The 17,018-nt window shown below is 64.4% G+C and carries 17 protein-coding genes; 10 read left to right on the top strand and 7 right to left on the bottom strand.

Going from position 1 to position 17,018, the window contains the following annotated elements; genetic code table 11:
* Positions 1 to 98: 98 nt before the first annotated feature.
* On the top strand, positions 99 to 1,025 hold the full coding sequence (locus V1279_RS13730; RefSeq protein WP_334446377.1) for a LysR family transcriptional regulator: 927 nt from the start codon (positions 99 to 101) through the stop codon (positions 1,023 to 1,025).
* Positions 1,026 to 1,064: 39 nt separating this feature from the next.
* On the opposite strand, the gene V1279_RS13725 is transcribed toward V1279_RS13730, so the two are convergent.
* Positions 1,065 to 1,709 (bottom strand): glutathione S-transferase family protein, encoded by a 645-nt coding sequence (locus V1279_RS13725; RefSeq protein WP_334436537.1) that lies wholly within the window; start codon positions 1,707 to 1,709, stop codon positions 1,065 to 1,067.
* 220 nt (positions 1,710 to 1,929) lie between these two features.
* Positions 1,930 to 2,919 (bottom strand): DUF2155 domain-containing protein, encoded by a 990-nt coding sequence (locus V1279_RS13720; RefSeq protein WP_334436534.1) that lies wholly within the window; start codon positions 2,917 to 2,919, stop codon positions 1,930 to 1,932.
* Positions 2,920 to 3,230: 311 nt separating this feature from the next.
* Here V1279_RS13720 and V1279_RS13715 point away from each other — a divergent pair, with 311 nt between their 5' ends.
* The 5 genes from V1279_RS13715 (at position 3,231) to V1279_RS13695 (ending at position 8,215) form a co-directional block, all read left to right on the top strand.
* A complete protein-coding gene (locus V1279_RS13715) occupies positions 3,231 to 4,010 on the top strand; it encodes an SDR family NAD(P)-dependent oxidoreductase (RefSeq protein ID WP_334436531.1) in 780 nt (259 codons plus the stop codon).
* A gap of 32 nt (positions 4,011 to 4,042) precedes the next feature.
* Positions 4,043 to 4,990 carry an alpha/beta hydrolase gene (locus V1279_RS13710; protein WP_334436529.1) on the top strand — a complete coding sequence of 316 codons (948 nt, stop codon included), beginning with the start codon at positions 4,043 to 4,045 and terminating at the stop codon, positions 4,988 to 4,990.
* 60 nt (positions 4,991 to 5,050) lie between these two features.
* A complete protein-coding gene (locus tag V1279_RS13705) occupies positions 5,051 to 6,271 on the top strand; it encodes a citrate transporter (protein WP_334436527.1) in 1,221 nt (406 codons plus the stop codon).
* A 286-nt stretch (positions 6,272 to 6,557) separates the two neighbouring features.
* Positions 6,558 to 7,439: a hypothetical protein gene (locus tag V1279_RS13700; RefSeq protein WP_334436525.1), complete on the top strand. Its 882-nt coding sequence runs from the start codon at positions 6,558 to 6,560 to the stop codon at positions 7,437 to 7,439.
* 263 nt (positions 7,440 to 7,702) lie between these two features.
* Positions 7,703 to 8,215 (top strand): hypothetical protein, encoded by a 513-nt coding sequence (locus tag V1279_RS13695; protein WP_334436521.1) that lies wholly within the window; start codon positions 7,703 to 7,705, stop codon positions 8,213 to 8,215.
* Positions 8,216 to 8,227: 12 nt separating this feature from the next.
* On the opposite strand, the gene V1279_RS13690 is transcribed toward V1279_RS13695, so the two are convergent.
* Complete coding sequence (locus V1279_RS13690) at positions 8,228 to 9,166, bottom strand: GlxA family transcriptional regulator (protein WP_334436519.1); 939 nt, start codon at positions 9,164 to 9,166, stop codon at positions 8,228 to 8,230.
* Between the two features lie 150 nt (positions 9,167 to 9,316).
* On the opposite strand from V1279_RS13690, the gene V1279_RS13685 reads away from it, so the two are divergent.
* Positions 9,317 to 10,021, top strand: coding sequence for a DJ-1/PfpI family protein (locus tag V1279_RS13685; RefSeq protein WP_334436517.1), 705 nt, complete (start codon positions 9,317 to 9,319; stop codon positions 10,019 to 10,021).
* A gap of 469 nt (positions 10,022 to 10,490) precedes the next feature.
* Here V1279_RS13685 and V1279_RS13680 read toward each other — a convergent pair whose 3' ends face one another.
* The 3 genes from V1279_RS13680 to V1279_RS13670 all read right to left on the bottom strand — a co-directional run bounded on the left by V1279_RS13680 (position 10,491) and on the right by V1279_RS13670 (position 12,229).
* Positions 10,491 to 11,240, bottom strand: a complete 750-nt coding sequence (locus tag V1279_RS13680) for a hypothetical protein (protein ID WP_334436514.1) — start codon at positions 11,238 to 11,240, stop codon at positions 10,491 to 10,493.
* A 61-nt stretch (positions 11,241 to 11,301) separates the two neighbouring features.
* Positions 11,302 to 11,745: a MarR family winged helix-turn-helix transcriptional regulator gene (locus tag V1279_RS13675; protein ID WP_334436511.1), complete on the bottom strand. Its 444-nt coding sequence runs from the start codon at positions 11,743 to 11,745 to the stop codon at positions 11,302 to 11,304.
* A 73-nt stretch (positions 11,746 to 11,818) separates the two neighbouring features.
* Complete coding sequence (locus tag V1279_RS13670; RefSeq protein ID WP_334436509.1) at positions 11,819 to 12,229, bottom strand: NADH:ubiquinone oxidoreductase subunit NDUFA12; 411 nt, start codon at positions 12,227 to 12,229, stop codon at positions 11,819 to 11,821.
* Between the two features lie 264 nt (positions 12,230 to 12,493).
* On the opposite strand from V1279_RS13670, the gene V1279_RS13665 reads away from it, so the two are divergent.
* Positions 12,494 to 13,222, top strand: a complete 729-nt coding sequence (locus tag V1279_RS13665; RefSeq protein ID WP_334436507.1) for a BA14K family protein — start codon at positions 12,494 to 12,496, stop codon at positions 13,220 to 13,222.
* Between the two features lie 61 nt (positions 13,223 to 13,283).
* Here V1279_RS13665 and V1279_RS13660 read toward each other — a convergent pair whose 3' ends face one another.
* Positions 13,284 to 14,174 carry a DMT family transporter gene (locus tag V1279_RS13660; RefSeq protein WP_334436505.1) on the bottom strand — a complete coding sequence of 297 codons (891 nt, stop codon included), beginning with the start codon at positions 14,172 to 14,174 and terminating at the stop codon, positions 13,284 to 13,286.
* A gap of 179 nt (positions 14,175 to 14,353) precedes the next feature.
* Between V1279_RS13660 and V1279_RS13655 the strand changes: the two genes are divergently transcribed.
* Positions 14,354 to 14,761: a response regulator gene (locus V1279_RS13655; RefSeq protein WP_334436503.1), complete on the top strand. Its 408-nt coding sequence runs from the start codon at positions 14,354 to 14,356 to the stop codon at positions 14,759 to 14,761.
* Between the two features lie 15 nt (positions 14,762 to 14,776).
* Entirely contained in the window at positions 14,777 to 17,011 is a 2,235-nt protein-coding gene (locus tag V1279_RS13650) for a CHASE3 domain-containing protein (RefSeq protein ID WP_334436500.1), read from the top strand.
* Positions 17,012 to 17,018: the final 7 nt, after the last annotated feature.

Below are 17,018 nucleotides of genomic sequence, written 5' to 3'. Positions count from 1 at the left end.
CTCCGGATAGGACAGGGTTGCTGCAATGCAAATAGCGGAAGGACGGCGGAAGAATTAGAGTGCCGGCAGTCCAGCTCGACACCAACCGTTCCGCCGAGATGGAGGTCTTCGTCCGCGTCGTCGACCTCGGCGGGTTCACCGCCGCGGCAAAAAGCTTTCGCCTGACCCCATCCGGCGTGAGCAAGCTGGTATCCCGCCTGGAAGCCCGGCTCGGCACGCGGCTCGTCAACCGGACCACGCGCAAGCTCCAACTGACAGAGGAGGGCCAGGCCTTCTACCAGCGCTCGTTGCGCATCCTCGGCGAGATCGAGGAGGCCGAGCGCGAGGCCGGCTCCGGCGCCGCGCCGCGCGGCCATCTGATGGTGAACAGCAACATCCCCTTCGGCATGCAGCACGTGATGCCGCTGCTGCCGCGCTTTCTCGTCGAGCATCCCGACATCACGCTCGACATCGTCCTCACCGACACGGTCATCGACCTGATGCAGGAGCGCGCCGACGTAGCGATTCGCGTCGGGCCGCTGGGAGCTTCGCGCCTCGTCGCACGTAAGCTCGGGACCAGCCGCATGGCGGTGGTGGCCGCGCCGACCTATCTTGCCCGTTTCGGCGAGCCGAAGACGCCAGCTGAACTCGCCAGCCATCGCGGCATTGGCTGGACTTTTCCGCGTAGCATTCGCGGCTGGCCGTTCCGTCGCGGCGAGCGAATCGAGGAGGTGCTGCCGCCGCCGGCAGCACGCGCCAGCGATGGCGAAGCGGTCCGCCGGCTCGCGCTCGGCGGCGTTGGCTGCGCACGCCTGGCTCTATTCCACGTCGGTCCGGACATCGAGGCCGGGCGCCTGGTTCCGGTGCTGCAGAACTACAATCCCGGCGACCGCGAAGACATCCATGCCATCTACGTCGGCCACGCCGGACCGCTGCCGGCGCGCGTGCGCAGCTTCATCGATTTCCTCGCAACGCACATCCGCATCGGCGACTTCACCCTAAGGCGCGCTGCCGGCGGCAGGTGGAAGCTACACGGCGGATACTAACATTGCGGACACCTTCTTCGGCGACCGGAACCGGAGCGGTCAGCGCCTTACCCGGCTTTCATCGGCCGCCGCGAAATGCGCCAATTGATCGGCGTGCGCCTTTTTGAAAGCGGTTCGAGCAACAAGACGCTGAATATAGGTCTCGGTCGCAGGGCGGTCGCCACGAGCGCGAATTTCAGGAACGCGCAGCACATCCGCCATAATGAGATCGGCAGCGGTGAACCGGTCTTCCACAAGCCATTCGCGTTCGCTCAATATGGCTTCCATGTGCGCAAGCCGGCTATCCAGCCAGCCAGACAGGCCATTTTCACGATCCCCCGAGAGCCGGAGGAACCACCAGGGAACGGTGACCATCTCGATCGAGTTGAGCGCGGCGACTACCCATTGGAGCGTTTCAGCCTCGCCGCTCGCGTTGCTTGGCATCAGAATATCGCTCTTGCGTGCCAAGTGTAGCAAGCACGCGCCACTCTCAAAGATCGTGATCTCGCCATCCGTAAGAAAAGGCACTTGCCCGAACGGCTGCCGATCAAGGTGGCTTATTGGCCGATCCTCGAAAGGAACTGTGTCAACGTCGTAACTAAGCCCCGCTTCTTCCGCGCCCCAACGCAAACGCAAATCACGGACGAACCCGCGCGGCCCCTCGGGCACCCAATCATAGGTCCAGATGGTCAGATTTGCACCCATGGGATCGGCATTCCTTGAATCTACGAGTCTGGCGTCAGCAAATTCCGTTAGCAAAACATCCAGCTTGCGCAGTCGGGATCAACGTCCGCTCCCCCAACTTTTCAGCCATTCAGCCCACAGCAAGGCCTTTCCGATAGCGGATAGTCGTGCAGGTTTGAATTTGTCCACGCCGCCTTAGGTATTGGGACAGACAAGATGCCGATGCGGAGGCGCGGACGCCTTAATTCCCGAACAATCCGCCGAACAGTCCACCCGGCCGCTGCTGCGGCGGAGGCGGCGGTGGAGCCTGTTGCGGTTGTGGCTGCTGCTGGAATTGCGGTTGCGGCGGCGGTCCCGGCGGGCGCGGCGCCGCCTGCTTCGGCTGCGGCGGACGCTTTGCGGCCGGCGGTGCGGCCCCCTTCGGCGGATCAGGCTGAGCGCTGACGATGGTCTGGTCGGGGCCTTTGCAGTCGGTCAGCCAGATATCGTAGACCGGATGCTCGACGCCATGCAGGCCAGGGCTCGCCGCGTACATCCAGCCCGAGAAGATCCGCTTCACTTCGCCCTGCAGCGTGATCTCGTCGACCTCGACAAAGGCGTCCGTGTTGGCAGCTTCCGTCGATGGCCGCGTGTAGCAGGCACTAGTCTTCACGCGCAGCGCGCCGAACTGCACGGTCTCGCCGATATCCTCTTCGAAATTGATGATGCGGCCGGTGATCTTGTCGAGGCCGGAAAAGCTCGCCTTCTTGTTGGTGATCTTGGTGGCCGGCGGTTCGGACACGACCTCGTCGCCCGGCTGCAGGGTCGCCGGCGATTGCGGCACGCCCTTGGCCGGCGGTTGGCGCTGGCCCGGCGGCGCGTTGGCGACGCCCGGCTGGCCCGGCTGCGGCGGCTGAACCGCGACGCCCGGCTGGGTGCCCTGGGGAGCGACGGTCGTTCCCGGCGGCGGCGCCAGCGGCTGCGACTGGAAGCTTCCTGGCGGCGGAGCGCCCTGCCCCGGCGGCGGACGGTTCGGGGTCGGCAACAGGCGGCCGCGCGGCAGTTCCGGCACTTCCTCATCGTCGTCGGGAAATTGTTGCTGCTGCTGATTACCCCGGGGAATGGCGCCCGGTGGCCGCAGCGGCGGATCGGAAAAGATATTGCCGATCTGCGCCTGTGCCGGCGGCACAAGCGAGGTCGTGGTGGCGGCGATCAACGCCGCAAGACCGGTCAGGGCAATGGTTCGAAGCATCTCGCGGCTTTTACAGGCGAATCGGGCTCGCGACATAGTACAGACTTATCCGCCGCTCGCGTCCCACCCGGTTAACACGGCGAATACGGCGCGGAAAGGGCGGCCTGCCCCCTTCCCGCCGCACTCGATCATGGCCCGGAAAGGCGGAAACCGCTTTCGATAGTCGCGCCATGATCTCGATCATGGCCCCATGATCTAGTCATGCCGCGTTTCAGATGAAATAGTCGCTTCCGTTCGCGCGAGGCGCCCCGCCAGGCGCGAAAACCACCAAAATCCGGGATAACCGGAAGAGCGAGAGGAAACCCCAGGATATGCCCGATCGAATTCGCCTCGATGGCCGGGTTGCCGTCGTGACCGGCGCGGCTGGCGTGATCGGAACCGCGACCATCCGCCTCCTGGCCGAACGCGGCGCCCGTATCGTCGCTGTCGACCGCAGGGAGCAGGATCTTGCGGCCGCCATCGAGGACCTGCCCGCCTCCGCCGAAGCGCTCGCGGTGACGGCGGACGTTACCCGGGAGGACGAAGTCGCGGACTATGTCCGCGCCACGGTCGACAGGTTCGGCGCGATCGACGCTTTCTACAACAACGCCGGCATCGAGGGCGACATCAAGCCGATCACGGAATATTCGCTGGAGAGTTTTCGGCGCGTGCTCGACGTCAACGTGGTCGGCGTCTTTCTCGGCATGAAGCACGTGCTGCCGGTGATGCTGAAGCAGAACAAGGGCAGCATCATCAACACCGCCTCCATCGCCGGCCTGATCGGATCGCCGATGATCGCCGTCTACAGCGCCAGCAAGCACGCGGTGATCGGTCTCACCAAGAGCGCGGCCTGGGAATGCACCGGCACCGGCGTGCGGGTCAATTGCGTCTGCCCCGGCCTGATCGACAGCCGGATGCTGAGCACGATCCTGCAGGGCCGCAATCCCGGCAATGAGCCGCCGCCGACCGAGAAGATCGTCGACCGGATTCCGGCACGGCGGCTCGGACAGGCGTCCGAAGTCGCCTCCATCGTGGCGTTCCTCGCCTCCGACGAGGCGAGCTACGTTTCGGGCTCCGCCTATGCCGTGGACGGCGGCCGTACCGCCGCCTGAGCTTTCAATCAACGCACAAGGTCTTCGCCACCATGCCAGTCACGCTCGATCCCGATGCCGCCGCCGTCTACAAGGCTTTCCAGGAAGCGGGCCGTCCCGCCTACGAGACGCTGACCGCACCGGAAGCCCGCGAGTATTACCGCAACGCCCGCGTCGTCAGTAACCCCGAGCCGCCGGCGCTTGAATCGAACAAGCCGCTGTCGATCCCCGCGCCGCACGGCGCGATTGCAGCGCGCATCTACACCCCGAAGACGCTGCGCAAGAACAACGGCCTTGCGCCGTGCCTGGTGTTCTTTCACGGCGGCGGCTGGGTGATCGGCGATCTCGATACCCATGAAGTGGCCTGCCAGAAGCTGGCCCATGAGGGCGAGCTGATCGTCATCTCCGTCGATTACCGCCTCGCGCCTGAGCACAAATTCCCCGCCGCTGCCGACGACGCCATCACCGCGACCAAGTGGGTTGCCGCCAACGCTAGCCAGCTCGGCATCGACGCCGGGCACTTGCTGGTCGGTGGCGACAGCGCCGGCGGCAATCTTGCCGCCGTGGTGGCACTGGCCGCGCGCGACGGCGACGGCCCGAAACTCGCCGGCCAGGTACTGATCTACCCCGCCACCGACTTTGCGATGAGCCATCCCTCGCACAGCGAACCGGAGACCAGCATCTTGCTGACGCACTCCGGGGTCAAATGGTTCTGCAACCATTATCTCAACGGCGCTGCGGACATCGACCATTGGAAGGCCTCGCCTGCGCGCGCGAAAACGCTCGCAGGCTTACCGCCGGCCTATGTGCTGACCGCGGGCGCCGATCCGCTGCGCGACGAGGGCGCCGAATATGCCGCACGGCTCAAGGAAGCCGGCGTGCCCATGACCTATCGGCACTTCCCCGGCCAGTTCCACGGCTTCTTCACCATGGGCAAGCTCTTGCAGCAGGCCAACATCGCGGTCAGCGAAATCGCCGATTGGCTCAAGACGCTGAAATAATGCACATTGCCGATTGCGACCTGAACCGGTGAATTTCTCTCGCGCTTATCCGAGGCCGTTGTGATCGAACCCATCCTTGTATTCGGGATACCCGTCGACTTCATCCTGTTTGCGCTGACGCTGCTCGGCATCGCGCTGTTTCATCATCACACGCTCCCCGTCGCGCTGACCGGGCTCGCCACGATCGTGGTCTACAAGCTGATCTTCACCGGGTTCAAATACGGCACGGGCCTCGCCGGCCTCGGCCATCATATGGCGCATGAGTGGGTCACGCTCGGCAATCTGTTCCTGCTCCTTATGGGGTTTGCGCTGCTGTCCCGGCATTTCGAGGAGAGCCGGATTCCGGATGAGATGCCGGCGTTGTTGCCGGACGACTGGAAGGGCGGCGTCGTGCTGCTCGTCCTGGTGTTCGTGCTGTCGAGCTTCCTCGACAATATCGCCGCCGCCCTGATCGGCGGCACCGTTGCGCGGCACGTGTTCCAGGGCAAGGTTCACATCGGCTATCTCGCGGCGATCGTTGCGGCCTCGAATGCCGGCGGAGCCGGCAGCGTCGTCGGTGACACCACCACCACCATGATGTGGATCGCCGGCGTCAGCCCGCTTGCCGTGGTGGAGGCCTATATCGCGGCGATCGTCGCCATGCTGATCTTTGCCGTGCCCGCCTCCATCCAGCAACAGCGCTACTCGCCGATCCAGAAGGATGCGTCGAAAGGTCTGAAGATCGACCCGACGCGGGTGTTCATCGTCGCCGCCATTCTCGTCGCCGCGCTGGCCGCGAACATCGGCGCAAACCTCAAGTTTCCGGCCCTTCTCGATACAATCCCCGTTCTAGGCATCGCCGTCTGGGCGGCCATTCTTCTGACCGCCGCATTGCGCGCGCCGGACTGGAAGGTGATGCCGGAAACCTTCAAAGGCACGACCTTTCTTCTGGCATTGGTCACCGCAGCCTCGCTGATGCCAGTCGAGAAACTACCCGCCGCTTCGTGGCCGACCGCGCTTGGCCTCGGCTTCGTCTCCGCCGTGTTCGACAATATTCCCCTCACCGCGCTTGCACTGAAACAGGGCGGCTACGACTGGGGTTATCTGGCCTATGCGGTCGGCTTCGGCGGATCGATGACCTGGTTCGGCTCGTCGGCGGGGGTTGCACTGTCGAACATGTATCCGGAAGCCAAATCCGTCGGCCGCTGGGTCAGCCAGGGATGGCCCGTGGCTTTGGCCTATGTCATCGGGTTCTTCGTGATGCTGGCGGTGCTTGGCTGGCACCCCGACAGGCCGGTTTAGCCGTTTGCAATTCTGACAGGCGAACGGCGTCGTCACGCCGCTCGAACGCGCGCGCATCTGCGCCGCGCAAGATATCCAGAGAGCGCAACTTCCTGAAGCGGCACAACTGAGCGATGGCGCGCTTCAGTGCACGCGCCCGAAGGTGGTGGCCGGCCTCGCGTCGGCCATCATTCATTGGCTGGGGACGCTGTACCGACTCAGGCCGCAATGTTATCCAAGTTTCGTACTAGCTTTGGCACACAACGATCGGCCAGCTGATTCGGCACACGATCGCGAGGAGAGAGCTATGGCATTTTTCAAGCGCGAGCTCGGCCCGATCGAGCGCTTCGAGAACGCGCTGAAGGAGAAGCTGGCGGCGCGGCAGAAGCTGGCCGACCGCTTGAGCATCGCCGAAACGGAACTGGTAGAAAAACGTGCCGCCGCCGAACGGCTGGCGGTGGCCGGGGCTGCCGCTGCCCGGCTTGATCGCGCCGAAGCCGACATGCGCGCCGTCGAAGAACGCACCAAGACATGGCGCGCCGCATTGGCGGAATACGACGAGCAGGTGGCCTCGGCCGAGCGCGCACTCGCCGATGCCAAGGCGCAGCGTGACCGTGACACGATGGCTGACCAGATCGAAGCGATGGCTGCGGCCATCGAGCGGGCCGCGCCGGGATTTGATACCGGGGCCACCGCGCTGGTCGAGGCCGTCACCAAAGGCGCACTGTCGATACCGGAAGCGACCAGGTTTTCGACCAACGTGGATGCCGTGCGTCGCGAGGTTCTCTCCGCGGCGGACCTGATATGCTGGGAGCTGCGATCCGCCGCCGTGCGCACACGTGCAGGCAACGCCAACCTCGCCAGCCTCACGCTGTCCGAGTCGGAGCAGCCGCTATCGCCGGAGATCGAGCGGCAGTTGATTTACACCCTCCATCCCCTGCTCTGGCGCGAGGACGGCGAGGTGCGCAAGGTTCCGGCCTTTACCCTGGTCGGGTTGCCCAAAGCGCTGTTGACGGTAGCGCTGCAGCATCAGCATGTGGACCATCTCAACGCCCGCCGTGTGCAAACCCTGATGCATCTTCACGGCAGCGCAGGACTCGGCGAACCCGAGGCTGACGATCCGCAGCTCGTCGATCTCGATGCCTTGCTCGCGGAAGAACAGCAGACCGCGCAAGCCAACGTTGCGTGAACTCAATCGACAGCGCTCGGTTGTCGAGCGCCGGACCCCCACCAAGCGCTGAACAACGCCTCCGGCGAACGTTGTCCGGGTTCATTCATGACCCCGGATCTCGGCGATGCGGCTACGCAACGCTCAATGTCTGGGACCGACAGGGCGATCCGAAACGAACCGGTTTGAGCAGCGAAGTTCCGCCGGAAATCGGGTGGCCGCCACGTCTCCATTCTGCGATCCCAAGCGGTCACGAAGCAAGGCCATTGCAGTTGGAGACGCCAATGAAATCCGAAAACGCCAAACGAAACGCCGTGTCCGAAAACGGTCCGGCAACCCGAAATCCATTCGGCGTCATGGACGTTCCGCATCCCAACGACGATGACGTGACGCAGTTCGCCCGCAACACGGCGCCGGAAGAATCTGCCGCCGACGAGAATGCAAAGCCGTGGAGCGCTGGGGACACCAGCTACCCGCACGGCACGATCGAAGGTCAGTGGTCGAGCCGCTGGAAGGGTGCTGCGGACCCCACCATACTGGGCGATGCCCCCGATAAGTGGAAACAGGGCCAGGGCGAGGCGAGAATCGTCGGAGATCGCGTCTACCTGTCGTTCGACTGGGATTCCGGCAAGCGCAGGGGACTCATCGACGCAAGACGCGAAGGTCCGCGGCGGCTGGTCGGGAAATATATCAACCTGAACAATCCGGAGATCACGGTTCCCTGGATCGGCCTGGTGGTGAGCAACCAGCGAATAGACGGCTACTTTTCGCAAGGCCGGGTGGACTTCCGGAGATAGCGATCAATCCGCCTACCCCGCCCGCGCCGCGCGGCGCAGCGATTGCGGCGGCTGGCCGAAGGCGCGGATGAAGGCGCGGCGCATCCGCTCCGGATCGCGGAAGCCGGTGGTTTGCGCGACACGCTCGATCGCCTCGCTGGAGGACTGCACGCGCTGCCGTGCCACTTCGATACGCAGCCGCTCCACCGCCTTTGACGGCGTGGTGCCGGTCTCCGCCATGAAGGCGCGGGTGAAATGCCGCGAACTCATGCCGGCCTGCTCGGCAAGGTCCTCGACGGTGAGCGGCGCATCGAGATGCTCGCGCGCCCAGGCCAATAGAGATCCGAAGCGGCCGTTCGGCGCCTTCAATTCCAGCAGCGAAGAGAATTGCGACTGGCCGCCGCCGCGGCGGTGATAGAGCACCAGTTGCTTCGCGGTCTTCTGCGCGATCTCGTCGCCGTAATCTTCCGCGATCATCGCCAGCGACAGATCGATGCCGGCCGAAATCCCGGCTGACGTCCAGATGTCGCCATCGCGCACGAAGATGCGATCCGGCTCGAGCTTCACCTGCGGATAGGTTTTGAGAAAATGCCGTGTGCGCTGCCAATGCGTGGTGGCGCGGCGGCCATCGAGCAGGCCGGCCTCGGCGAGGATATAGGCGCCGGAGCAGACGCTGGCGATGCGGACGCCGCGTTTGGCGATCGTGCGCACGAAGCCGAGCATCTTCTCGCAGGTTGCCGCCTGCCGCACGCCCTCGCCGCCTGCGACGATCAGCGTCGTGATCGCGGATGCCGACTTTAATCCCCTCGCGACGATCTCTACGCCTGACGACGAGCGGACCGGCCCCGGCGTCACCGCCAGAACCCGGATCGATGGCGCACCATCGGCAAAGCGCGCCGCGATCTCGAATGCCGAAATCGGCCCGGCGGCATCGAGCAACTGGAAATCCGGAAACACGAGAACGCCGATCATGATGCTGGCCCGCTTTTGGCTTCTGTCCTAACTTTTGGCATATGTCCTAACTTCTGGCACATGTCCTAAAATGAGGGAAAAATGCCATTTCGGACACGAAACGACCATGTCAGGATGCCTCCCGTCAAGCCAAATTTTTCGGAGGTCACGATGTCCGCGCCGTCTCCTACGCCCACGCCGCTTCAGATCGGTCTCGTGCTGTTCCCAAAGGTCACCCAGCTCGACTTCACCGGTCCGTTGCAGGTGTTTTCCAGCCTGCCCGGCGCCAAGGTGCATTTGATCTGGAAGCGGATCGAGCCGGTCACGAGCGATTCCGTGCTGATGCTGACGCCGACCACGACCTTTGCGGACTGCCCGCAGCTCGACGTCATCTGCGTGCCCGGCGGGTTCGGCACCGACGACATGATCAACGACGAGGAGATGCTGGCCTTCCTGCGCCAGCAGGCGCCGGGCGCAAAATACATCACCTCGGTCTGCACGGGTTCACTGGTGCTCGGCGCCGCTGGCCTGCTGAGAGGCTACCGCGCGACGACGCACTGGACGGCGATGGATTTCCTTAAAGCCTTCGGCGCGATCCCGACCAGGACGCGCGTCTGCGTCGACCGCAACCGCGTCACCGGCGGCGGCGTCACCGCAGGCATCGATTTCGCGCTGACGCTGGTCTCGCTGCTGCACGACCAGAGAACCGCGGAGGCGATCCAGCTTCGGCTCGAATACAATCCGGCGCCACCGTTCAATTCCGGCTCGCCCGACACCGCGCCGCCGGAAGTCCTCGCCTTGATGAAAGACCGGATTGCACCGGCGCAAATCCGCCGCGGCGAGATGATCGACCGTGCCGCTGCGCGGTTGGGGTAAGTGCCCCGAACGATAGTCGAGAGCTGGAATCGTGTCCCGGACGCGGTGCAGCGTTCTCCCGGCGATGCGAAGCATCGTCCGGTTACGCTGCTCCGCAGAGCCGGGACCCACGAGGCTCGCTTTGGGTCCCGGCTCTGCGTCGCGTCACTTCGTGCCGCGCCGCGTCCGGGACACGTAACCCACCACGACGCAGAAAAAGGCCGCCTGGTTTCCCAGACGACCTTTCCTGTCCTACGGCAGCCACACATTAGCGGGCGATTTCAGAACCTCTGCACCGGGGGCCTATCTCCCGGCCGTATCCTGATCGGTAGCCGCTGCAAATCGGGGCAGTCGCGAACTGGAGCCCGACACCGACGCGATGGTTTCCCATCTCCGTAAGATGTCCCATTGAACGGCGATCACGCGGTTTGCGCAAGGCGGCGTCAAAGAATGTCCCCGCTGTTACCGTTGTCCACAGGCCGGGATAAGATCAAATCGGACTTCGCGGCGTATGCGCCGGATGGCGGGCTTCCTGACGCATGGTCGGCGCCTCCGTACCCCTGCCGGCACGGGCCAGTTGGGCGAAAATGATGGCGTGCACGATCAGGAACATTGGCACCAAGACGGTGGGTATCAGTGACCACGGCAGCATCTGCACTCCCTCCGAGCCTGCCCCGGCGTGAATCATCTGCAGCGGCGAGCCGTTCGCCGACGCGATTCCGAGTGCGAGCGCAACCACAAGATCGAGCATCCCGAATGCATTCCAGCCCCAGACCAGCGCCGTGCCTTGCCCGCGCAGCGTGAGCCAGGCCACCGGCAACGCGAGCGCTCCGGTTATGATGTCGCCCCACCCCGCCGAGTATGGAAATGGCCCGGCAAGCCGGCCTTCGGCCGCGAGCAGGAGGAAGAATCCTCCCCCCAGGCGCCAGACGTTGAGACCGATCAGGAAGGGCATCGACATCCCGAGCAGCGAGGCGCGCACCGACGGAGAGATCGAGGCCGCAACGGCAGTCGCGATCAGCGGCGACGCGAGTACCGTACCGATCACCGGCGGCCCCACCGGATTTGTGCCGAGGAACAGGTTCGCGCCCGCGAGCGCAGCGGCCAGGCCCGTCCACAGACCGGCGCCGACCGAAAGGGCGATACGCTGCGACGCGCTGACCGGCATTGCGCCGGTGAGCGCATTGATGCTGACGATGATCGCGGCGACGAGAACGATGGTTCCGATGAAGTCCAGCATGGCATCTCTCCTTACGTGTAGATACACCTATTTGGATGAGATCGATGTGGTTCAGTTCGTCTCACCCCAAATTCCGGGAGCCCAAAAGCTTCAGCGCAGCCTGGCCGTCGGCACCGAGTAGCTTTCCGATCTGCGCCTGCGCCTTCGACCAGAAGGGAAAGCTGCGGCGCACCACGCTCCGGCCCTGACTGGTAATGCCGATCATCCGCGCGCGTGGGTCATCACCCGCATGGATCGAAATCCACCCTTGCTGCTCCAGCGGCGTGAGGTTGCGGGTTAGCGTCGTGCGCTCCATGCCGAGAATTCCAGCCAGCTTGCCGATCGGCATTTCCCCTCGCAGCATCAGTTGCGACAGGATGGTGAACTGGGTGATCCGGATTCCCGATTCCTGCATGTACTTGTCGTACAACCGCGTGATCTTTCGCGCGGCCTGCCGCGACGCCAGGCAGAAACAGCCGGCGGCGGCCATATAGTCGACGGGATAGCGGTCGCTCGCTTGCTTCATTGGTTACGTGTATATACACATATATTGTTTCGCAAGAGCGCCCGTCGATCTACAGCTTAAAATAAACGTGAAGTCAGCTTCCCGGCGTCCAGGCCTGGTAGTCGCCGGTCGCCTTGGGGCGGCGGCCGCTGGCCAGCGTCGAGCCGGAGGGACGGTAGGCCACGGGCGTGCCGGTCATGTTGGGAACATGCGGCTTTTCCCACTCGCGCGGCGTGTAGCTCTCCTCGGTCGGCGCGGTATCGACGGTGTGATGCAACCAGCCATGCCATGACGGCGGCACCCGGCTCGCCTCGGCATATCCATTATAGATCACCCAGCGCCGTTCGAAGCCGAGCGTCGGATCGATCTTGCGGCCCTTGGTGCGATAGTAGAGGTTGCCCTGCTCGTCCTGGCCGACCAGCTCGCCGAATCGCCATGTCCACAATTGCGTGCCGAACGTCTGACCGTTCCACCAAGTGAAAAATTTCAGCAGAAACAGCTTCATGAGGGCTCGGCCGGTTCGAGATGTCGTGCCGCTCTGATGCCACCGGCGGGGCGGATTGTCCAGACAAAGGCTGATATTGCAGCCTGCCGGACCGGTACTCTGCACGGCCCGATTGCGCCCGCGGGTCGCGGAATCGGCGTAATCCGTTCATTCCGCGTACAGTTCCGACCTGACAGGCTGAGCTTGCGCGCAATCAATACGCGGGCTCGGGAACGTCCGCCCGCTGAACGGGTTAGGGCGTATATCCCGTAAACGGAGTCGACAATGATCAATCTGAAAGTTTTGAGTACAGCGGCGGCGATTGCGCTTGTGTTGCCGATGGTTGCGCCGAGTATCAGCGCCGTCCAGGCGCAGGATAGAGGCGGTGGGCCGGGCGGTGGCGGCGGTGCCCGGGCCGGCGGCGGTGGCGGTGGCGGCGCAGCTATCGGCGGTGGCGGCGGCTTTAGAGGCGGTGGCGGCGGTTCCGTTGCACCCGGCGGCGGTGGCGGCTTCAGAGGCGGCGGTATGGCTGTTGCACCCGGCGGCGGTGGCGGCTTCAGAGCTGGCGGGCCGGCCGTTGCACCCGGCGGCGGTGGCGGCTTCAGAACCGGCGGGCCGGTCGTTGCACCCGGCGGTGATCGCGGCTTCAGAACTGGCGCCATTGCTGGCACGGACGGCCGCGGACCCGGCTTTGTCCGACCCGGGGTCGGCGGAGGTACCGTCGCGGGTGGCGGCTGGCAGGGCGGCGGCTATCGCCATTATCATCGCCATCGTGGCGGCTTCTGGCCGGGCTTCGCGATCGGCGCCGGCATCGGGTCGGCCTATGCTTACAGCGATCCCTACTACTACGATGACTCGTCGTATGGATATTACGATGACAGCGTAGTCGCGGCAGCGCCCCCAGCCGGCGATGATGCCGTGGCGTATTGCATGCAGAGATACAAATCCTACGATCCGGCGTCAGGAACCTATCTTGGTTACGACGGCCAACGGCATCCCTGCCCGGCGCAATAGCACGATATCGCGAGTTCGAAGGGCGGCGCGCTCCCGGTGCGCCGCCCTTTTCGTTCCAAAATTACGAACGCAGCGCTACTGCAACGCCACCCAGCGTGAACACCAGCGCCGCGATCTCGCGCAGACCGAGCGGTTCATGCAGCATCGCTGCCGCCGCAAGCACTCCGATGACAGGGACCAGCAGGGTTCCAATCGAGGCCGTCGCCGCCGGCAGCCGCTCCAGTGCAGCAAACCAGCACACGTAGCAAAGGCAGAACTGGATCAGCGTCATATAGAGCAGCGACGCCCACCCGACGGATGACAGCGCAGCCAGTTGCGGCTGCTCGACCGCAAGCCCAACGATCGCGATCGGCAGGCAGCCGAGCCCGATCTGCCAGGCAGCCAGCGACAGCGGCGGCATCGCCAGCGGGAAATGCTTGGTCAGCACGGTGCCGAGGCCGACGCACACCGCGCCAACCAGCGCACACGCGATGCCCGGCAACTTCTCGACGCTGGCCTCGAGGCCGTTACCACCGATCAGCACGGCGATGCCGGCGAGCGCGACCGTCAGCGCGACGGCGCGCAGCGGCGACAGCCGCTCACCCAGGATCGGCCATGCCAGAAACGCCACCCAAACCGGGATCGATATGCCGAGCACCGCGGCCTCGCTGGCATTGAGCCACAACAGCGCCAGTCCCATGAACGCGACCCAGCCGCCGATCGTCAGCATCGAGACCAGCAGCAACCGCAGCCGCATCGGCCGCGGCACGCTCAATTTCTGCCGCCGCGCGAGCGCAAACAGCGCCAGCGCCGTGGCGCCGGCGATGCCGCACAGGCCGCGCGAGGACAATGGCGGCCATTCCGTCAGCAAGTGTTTCATGATCGGAAAGTTGAGGCCCCACCCGACCGACGTAATGGCGAGCAGGATGAGCCCGAGCGGCGACAGCCGCCCCGCGCGATCGATCGGGGGCATGGCGGGCTTAGATCCGGAACCGGAAGTACATTTGTTCTCGTTCTGACACAGCGAAACGGAATTGCCCTCAACAACTTTTATGTGCACTCTAATCATACAGACGACCTGTCGGCGTTTCGACTTAATCGTCACATGGGATGCGAGTCATCTGGCCGCCGCCCGAGGAAGAAGGAATCATCGTGCCGCGCGTTCTCGTGGTCGATGACGACCCGATGGTCTGCGTTGCCATCGAGGTTTGTCTGACGCGCAAGGGTTTCGAGGTCACCGTTGCCGACGGTGGTGAAGCGGGAATGCGCGCACTCGAAGCCTCCGATTTCGACGTCATGCTGATCGATGTATTCATGCCGCATATGCGCGGTTTCGAATCGATCCGGATGTTTCACGAGCGCAAGCCGGACATACCGATCATCGCGATGTCGGGCTACGCCTTCGCCAACACCGAACGTGCACCGGATTTCCTGCGGATGACCATCGAGCTCGGCGCGGTACGCTGCCTGCGCAAGCCCTTCACGCCGGATGCGCTGTTGACCTCGGTCAATCAATGCATCACCACACCGAAAGCTTCCGCGCGCCACTCGAAATCGTGAAGTAAGCAACTGGCAATGCCCTCGCAGCGTATCATTCTTGGAATTGGCCTCGCTATCCTCCTCATTATCGGCGCTGCCTCGATCGGTTTGGACCTCAAGTCGCGGTCCGATAACGCTTCCGTCGACCGCGCGCTTGGAATACTCAGCAAAATCTCCGACATGCGCCCGCTGCTGCGCCGGACGGAAAGCGCGGCGCGCGCCTTCGCGATCAGCGGCGATCAGGAATTCGCCAGGGAATACCGCGAGGCCAGCGACGCGATCCTGCCGGCGCTCGCGGCACTGATCGAAGCCGTCAAGGCCAATCCCACCGAAAGGCAGCTGATCGAAGAGACCAAGGCGCTGGTGGAGCGCCAGATTGCCATCAATGGCGAGCTGATCAGGCTCCGGACCGCGGGAGAAAGCGCCGCCGTCGCAGCACTCGTCGGCCAGGAGGACCGTGCGGCGACGGCCGCGATCGCCGGAAACCTCGAAAAGGCGGTGGCGGAAGAGCGCCGCCTGCTCTTCGCGAGGCGCGCCGAATCCGAAATCAACGGGACGTTCCTGCTGGCGATCGATCTCGCCGGCGTCGCACTGATTCTGATCCTCGCCATTATTCTGACGGTGTCGGCCCGCCGCTCGCGCCGGGAACTGCAGGATTCGCTCAGCGCCACCCAGGCCACCAACGAGGCGCTGGAGGCCGCGGTCGCCGAGCGCACCGAGCATCTGGTCGCAGCCCATGACGAACTCAGGCTTTCGGCCGCAGTCCTGCGCAGCACCTTTCACAGCATGGCTGAGGCCGTGCTCGTCATCGATCCCAAGGGAGAGATCCTGCTTTCCAACCCGGCCGCAGAGAAGATGCTGCGCTACCGGCCGGGAATGAAGGTCGAGCTGCTGCGGTCGCTCAGCACGGTTTTTCATGCCGACGGCGTCACGCCGCTGCTGGTCCACGACATGCCTGCATCGCGGGCGCTACGCGGCGAAGCATTCGACGCCACCGAAATCGTGGTGCGCCCGGTCAGCGGCAATCCGCCCGTTCATCTCATGATCAGCGGCCGGCCGCTGCGCGATGCCGCGGGCGGCATCAGCGGCGCGGCGCTGGTTTATCACGACGCCACCGCCTCGCGCGAAACCGAGCACAAGCTGTTGCAATCGCAAAAACTCGACGCCATCGGTAAGCTCACCGGCGGCGTCGCCCACGACTTCAACAACATGTTGACGGTGATCACCGGCACCACCGAAACGCTGGTCGCGGGCCTTGCACATGAACCCAAGCTGCAGAAGACGGCCGAACTGATCGACCATGCGGCGGAACGCTGCAGCGAGCTGATCCAGCATCTGCTCGCCTTCGCCCGCCGCCAGCCGCTGCAGCCGCGCAATGTCGACATCAACGCCACCGTGCTCGACATCGCAAAATTGCTTCGGCCGACGCTCGGCGAGCAGATCGAGGTCGACTCGATCCTCGAGCAGGAAGTGGCGACCGCCCATATCGACCCCTCGCAGCTCGCCAACTCCCTGCTCAACATGGCGATCAACGCCCGCGACGCGATGCCGAACGGCGGCAAGCTGCTGCTGGAGACGCGCAACGTCGTGCTCGACGAAGCCTATGCGCAGGCCAACCCCGACGCGAAGCCCGGCCCCTATGTGATGCTCGCGGTCAGCGACAATGGCACCGGCATGTCGCAGGAGGTGCTGGACAAGGTGTTCGAGCCGTTCTTCACCACCAAGGAGGTCGGCAAGGGTTCGGGTCTTGGCCTGAGCATGGTCTACGGCTTCGTCAAGCAATCGGGCGGTCACATCCGGATTTACAGCGAGGTCGGCCACGGCACCACGATCAAGCTCTATCTGCCGCCGGCCCGCGGCCAGGTCGAGACCGCGCCAGCCGCGGTGGCGCCGCTGCCGCATGGCAACGAGACCATTTTGGTGGTGGAAGACGACGCGCTGGTGCGCAACTTCGTCACCACGCAATTGCAGAGCCTCGGCTACCGCACGCTGGCCGCCGCCAATGGACCGGCGGCGCTCAACCTGATCGAAGGCGGCCAGGCGTTCGACCTGCTGTTCACCGACGTGATCATGCCCGGCGGCATGTCTGGCCGCGAACTGGCGGAGAAGGTGTTGAGGCTCCGGCCCGGCATCAAGGTGCTCTACACATCAGGCTACACCGACAACGCCATCGTGCATCAGGGCCGCCTCGACCCCGGCGTGCTGCTGCTGACCAAGCCCTACCGAAAGTCCCAACTGGCCAACATGATCCGCCGCGCGCTGATGGGATGAAGCGGTG

This window comes from Bradyrhizobium sp. AZCC 1610, assembly GCF_036924515.1.
Lineage (GTDB): Bacteria > Pseudomonadota > Alphaproteobacteria > Rhizobiales > Xanthobacteraceae > Bradyrhizobium.
The sequence above is the reverse complement of the archived record's forward strand: the minus strand, read 5'-3'. Positions and strand labels throughout refer to the sequence as shown.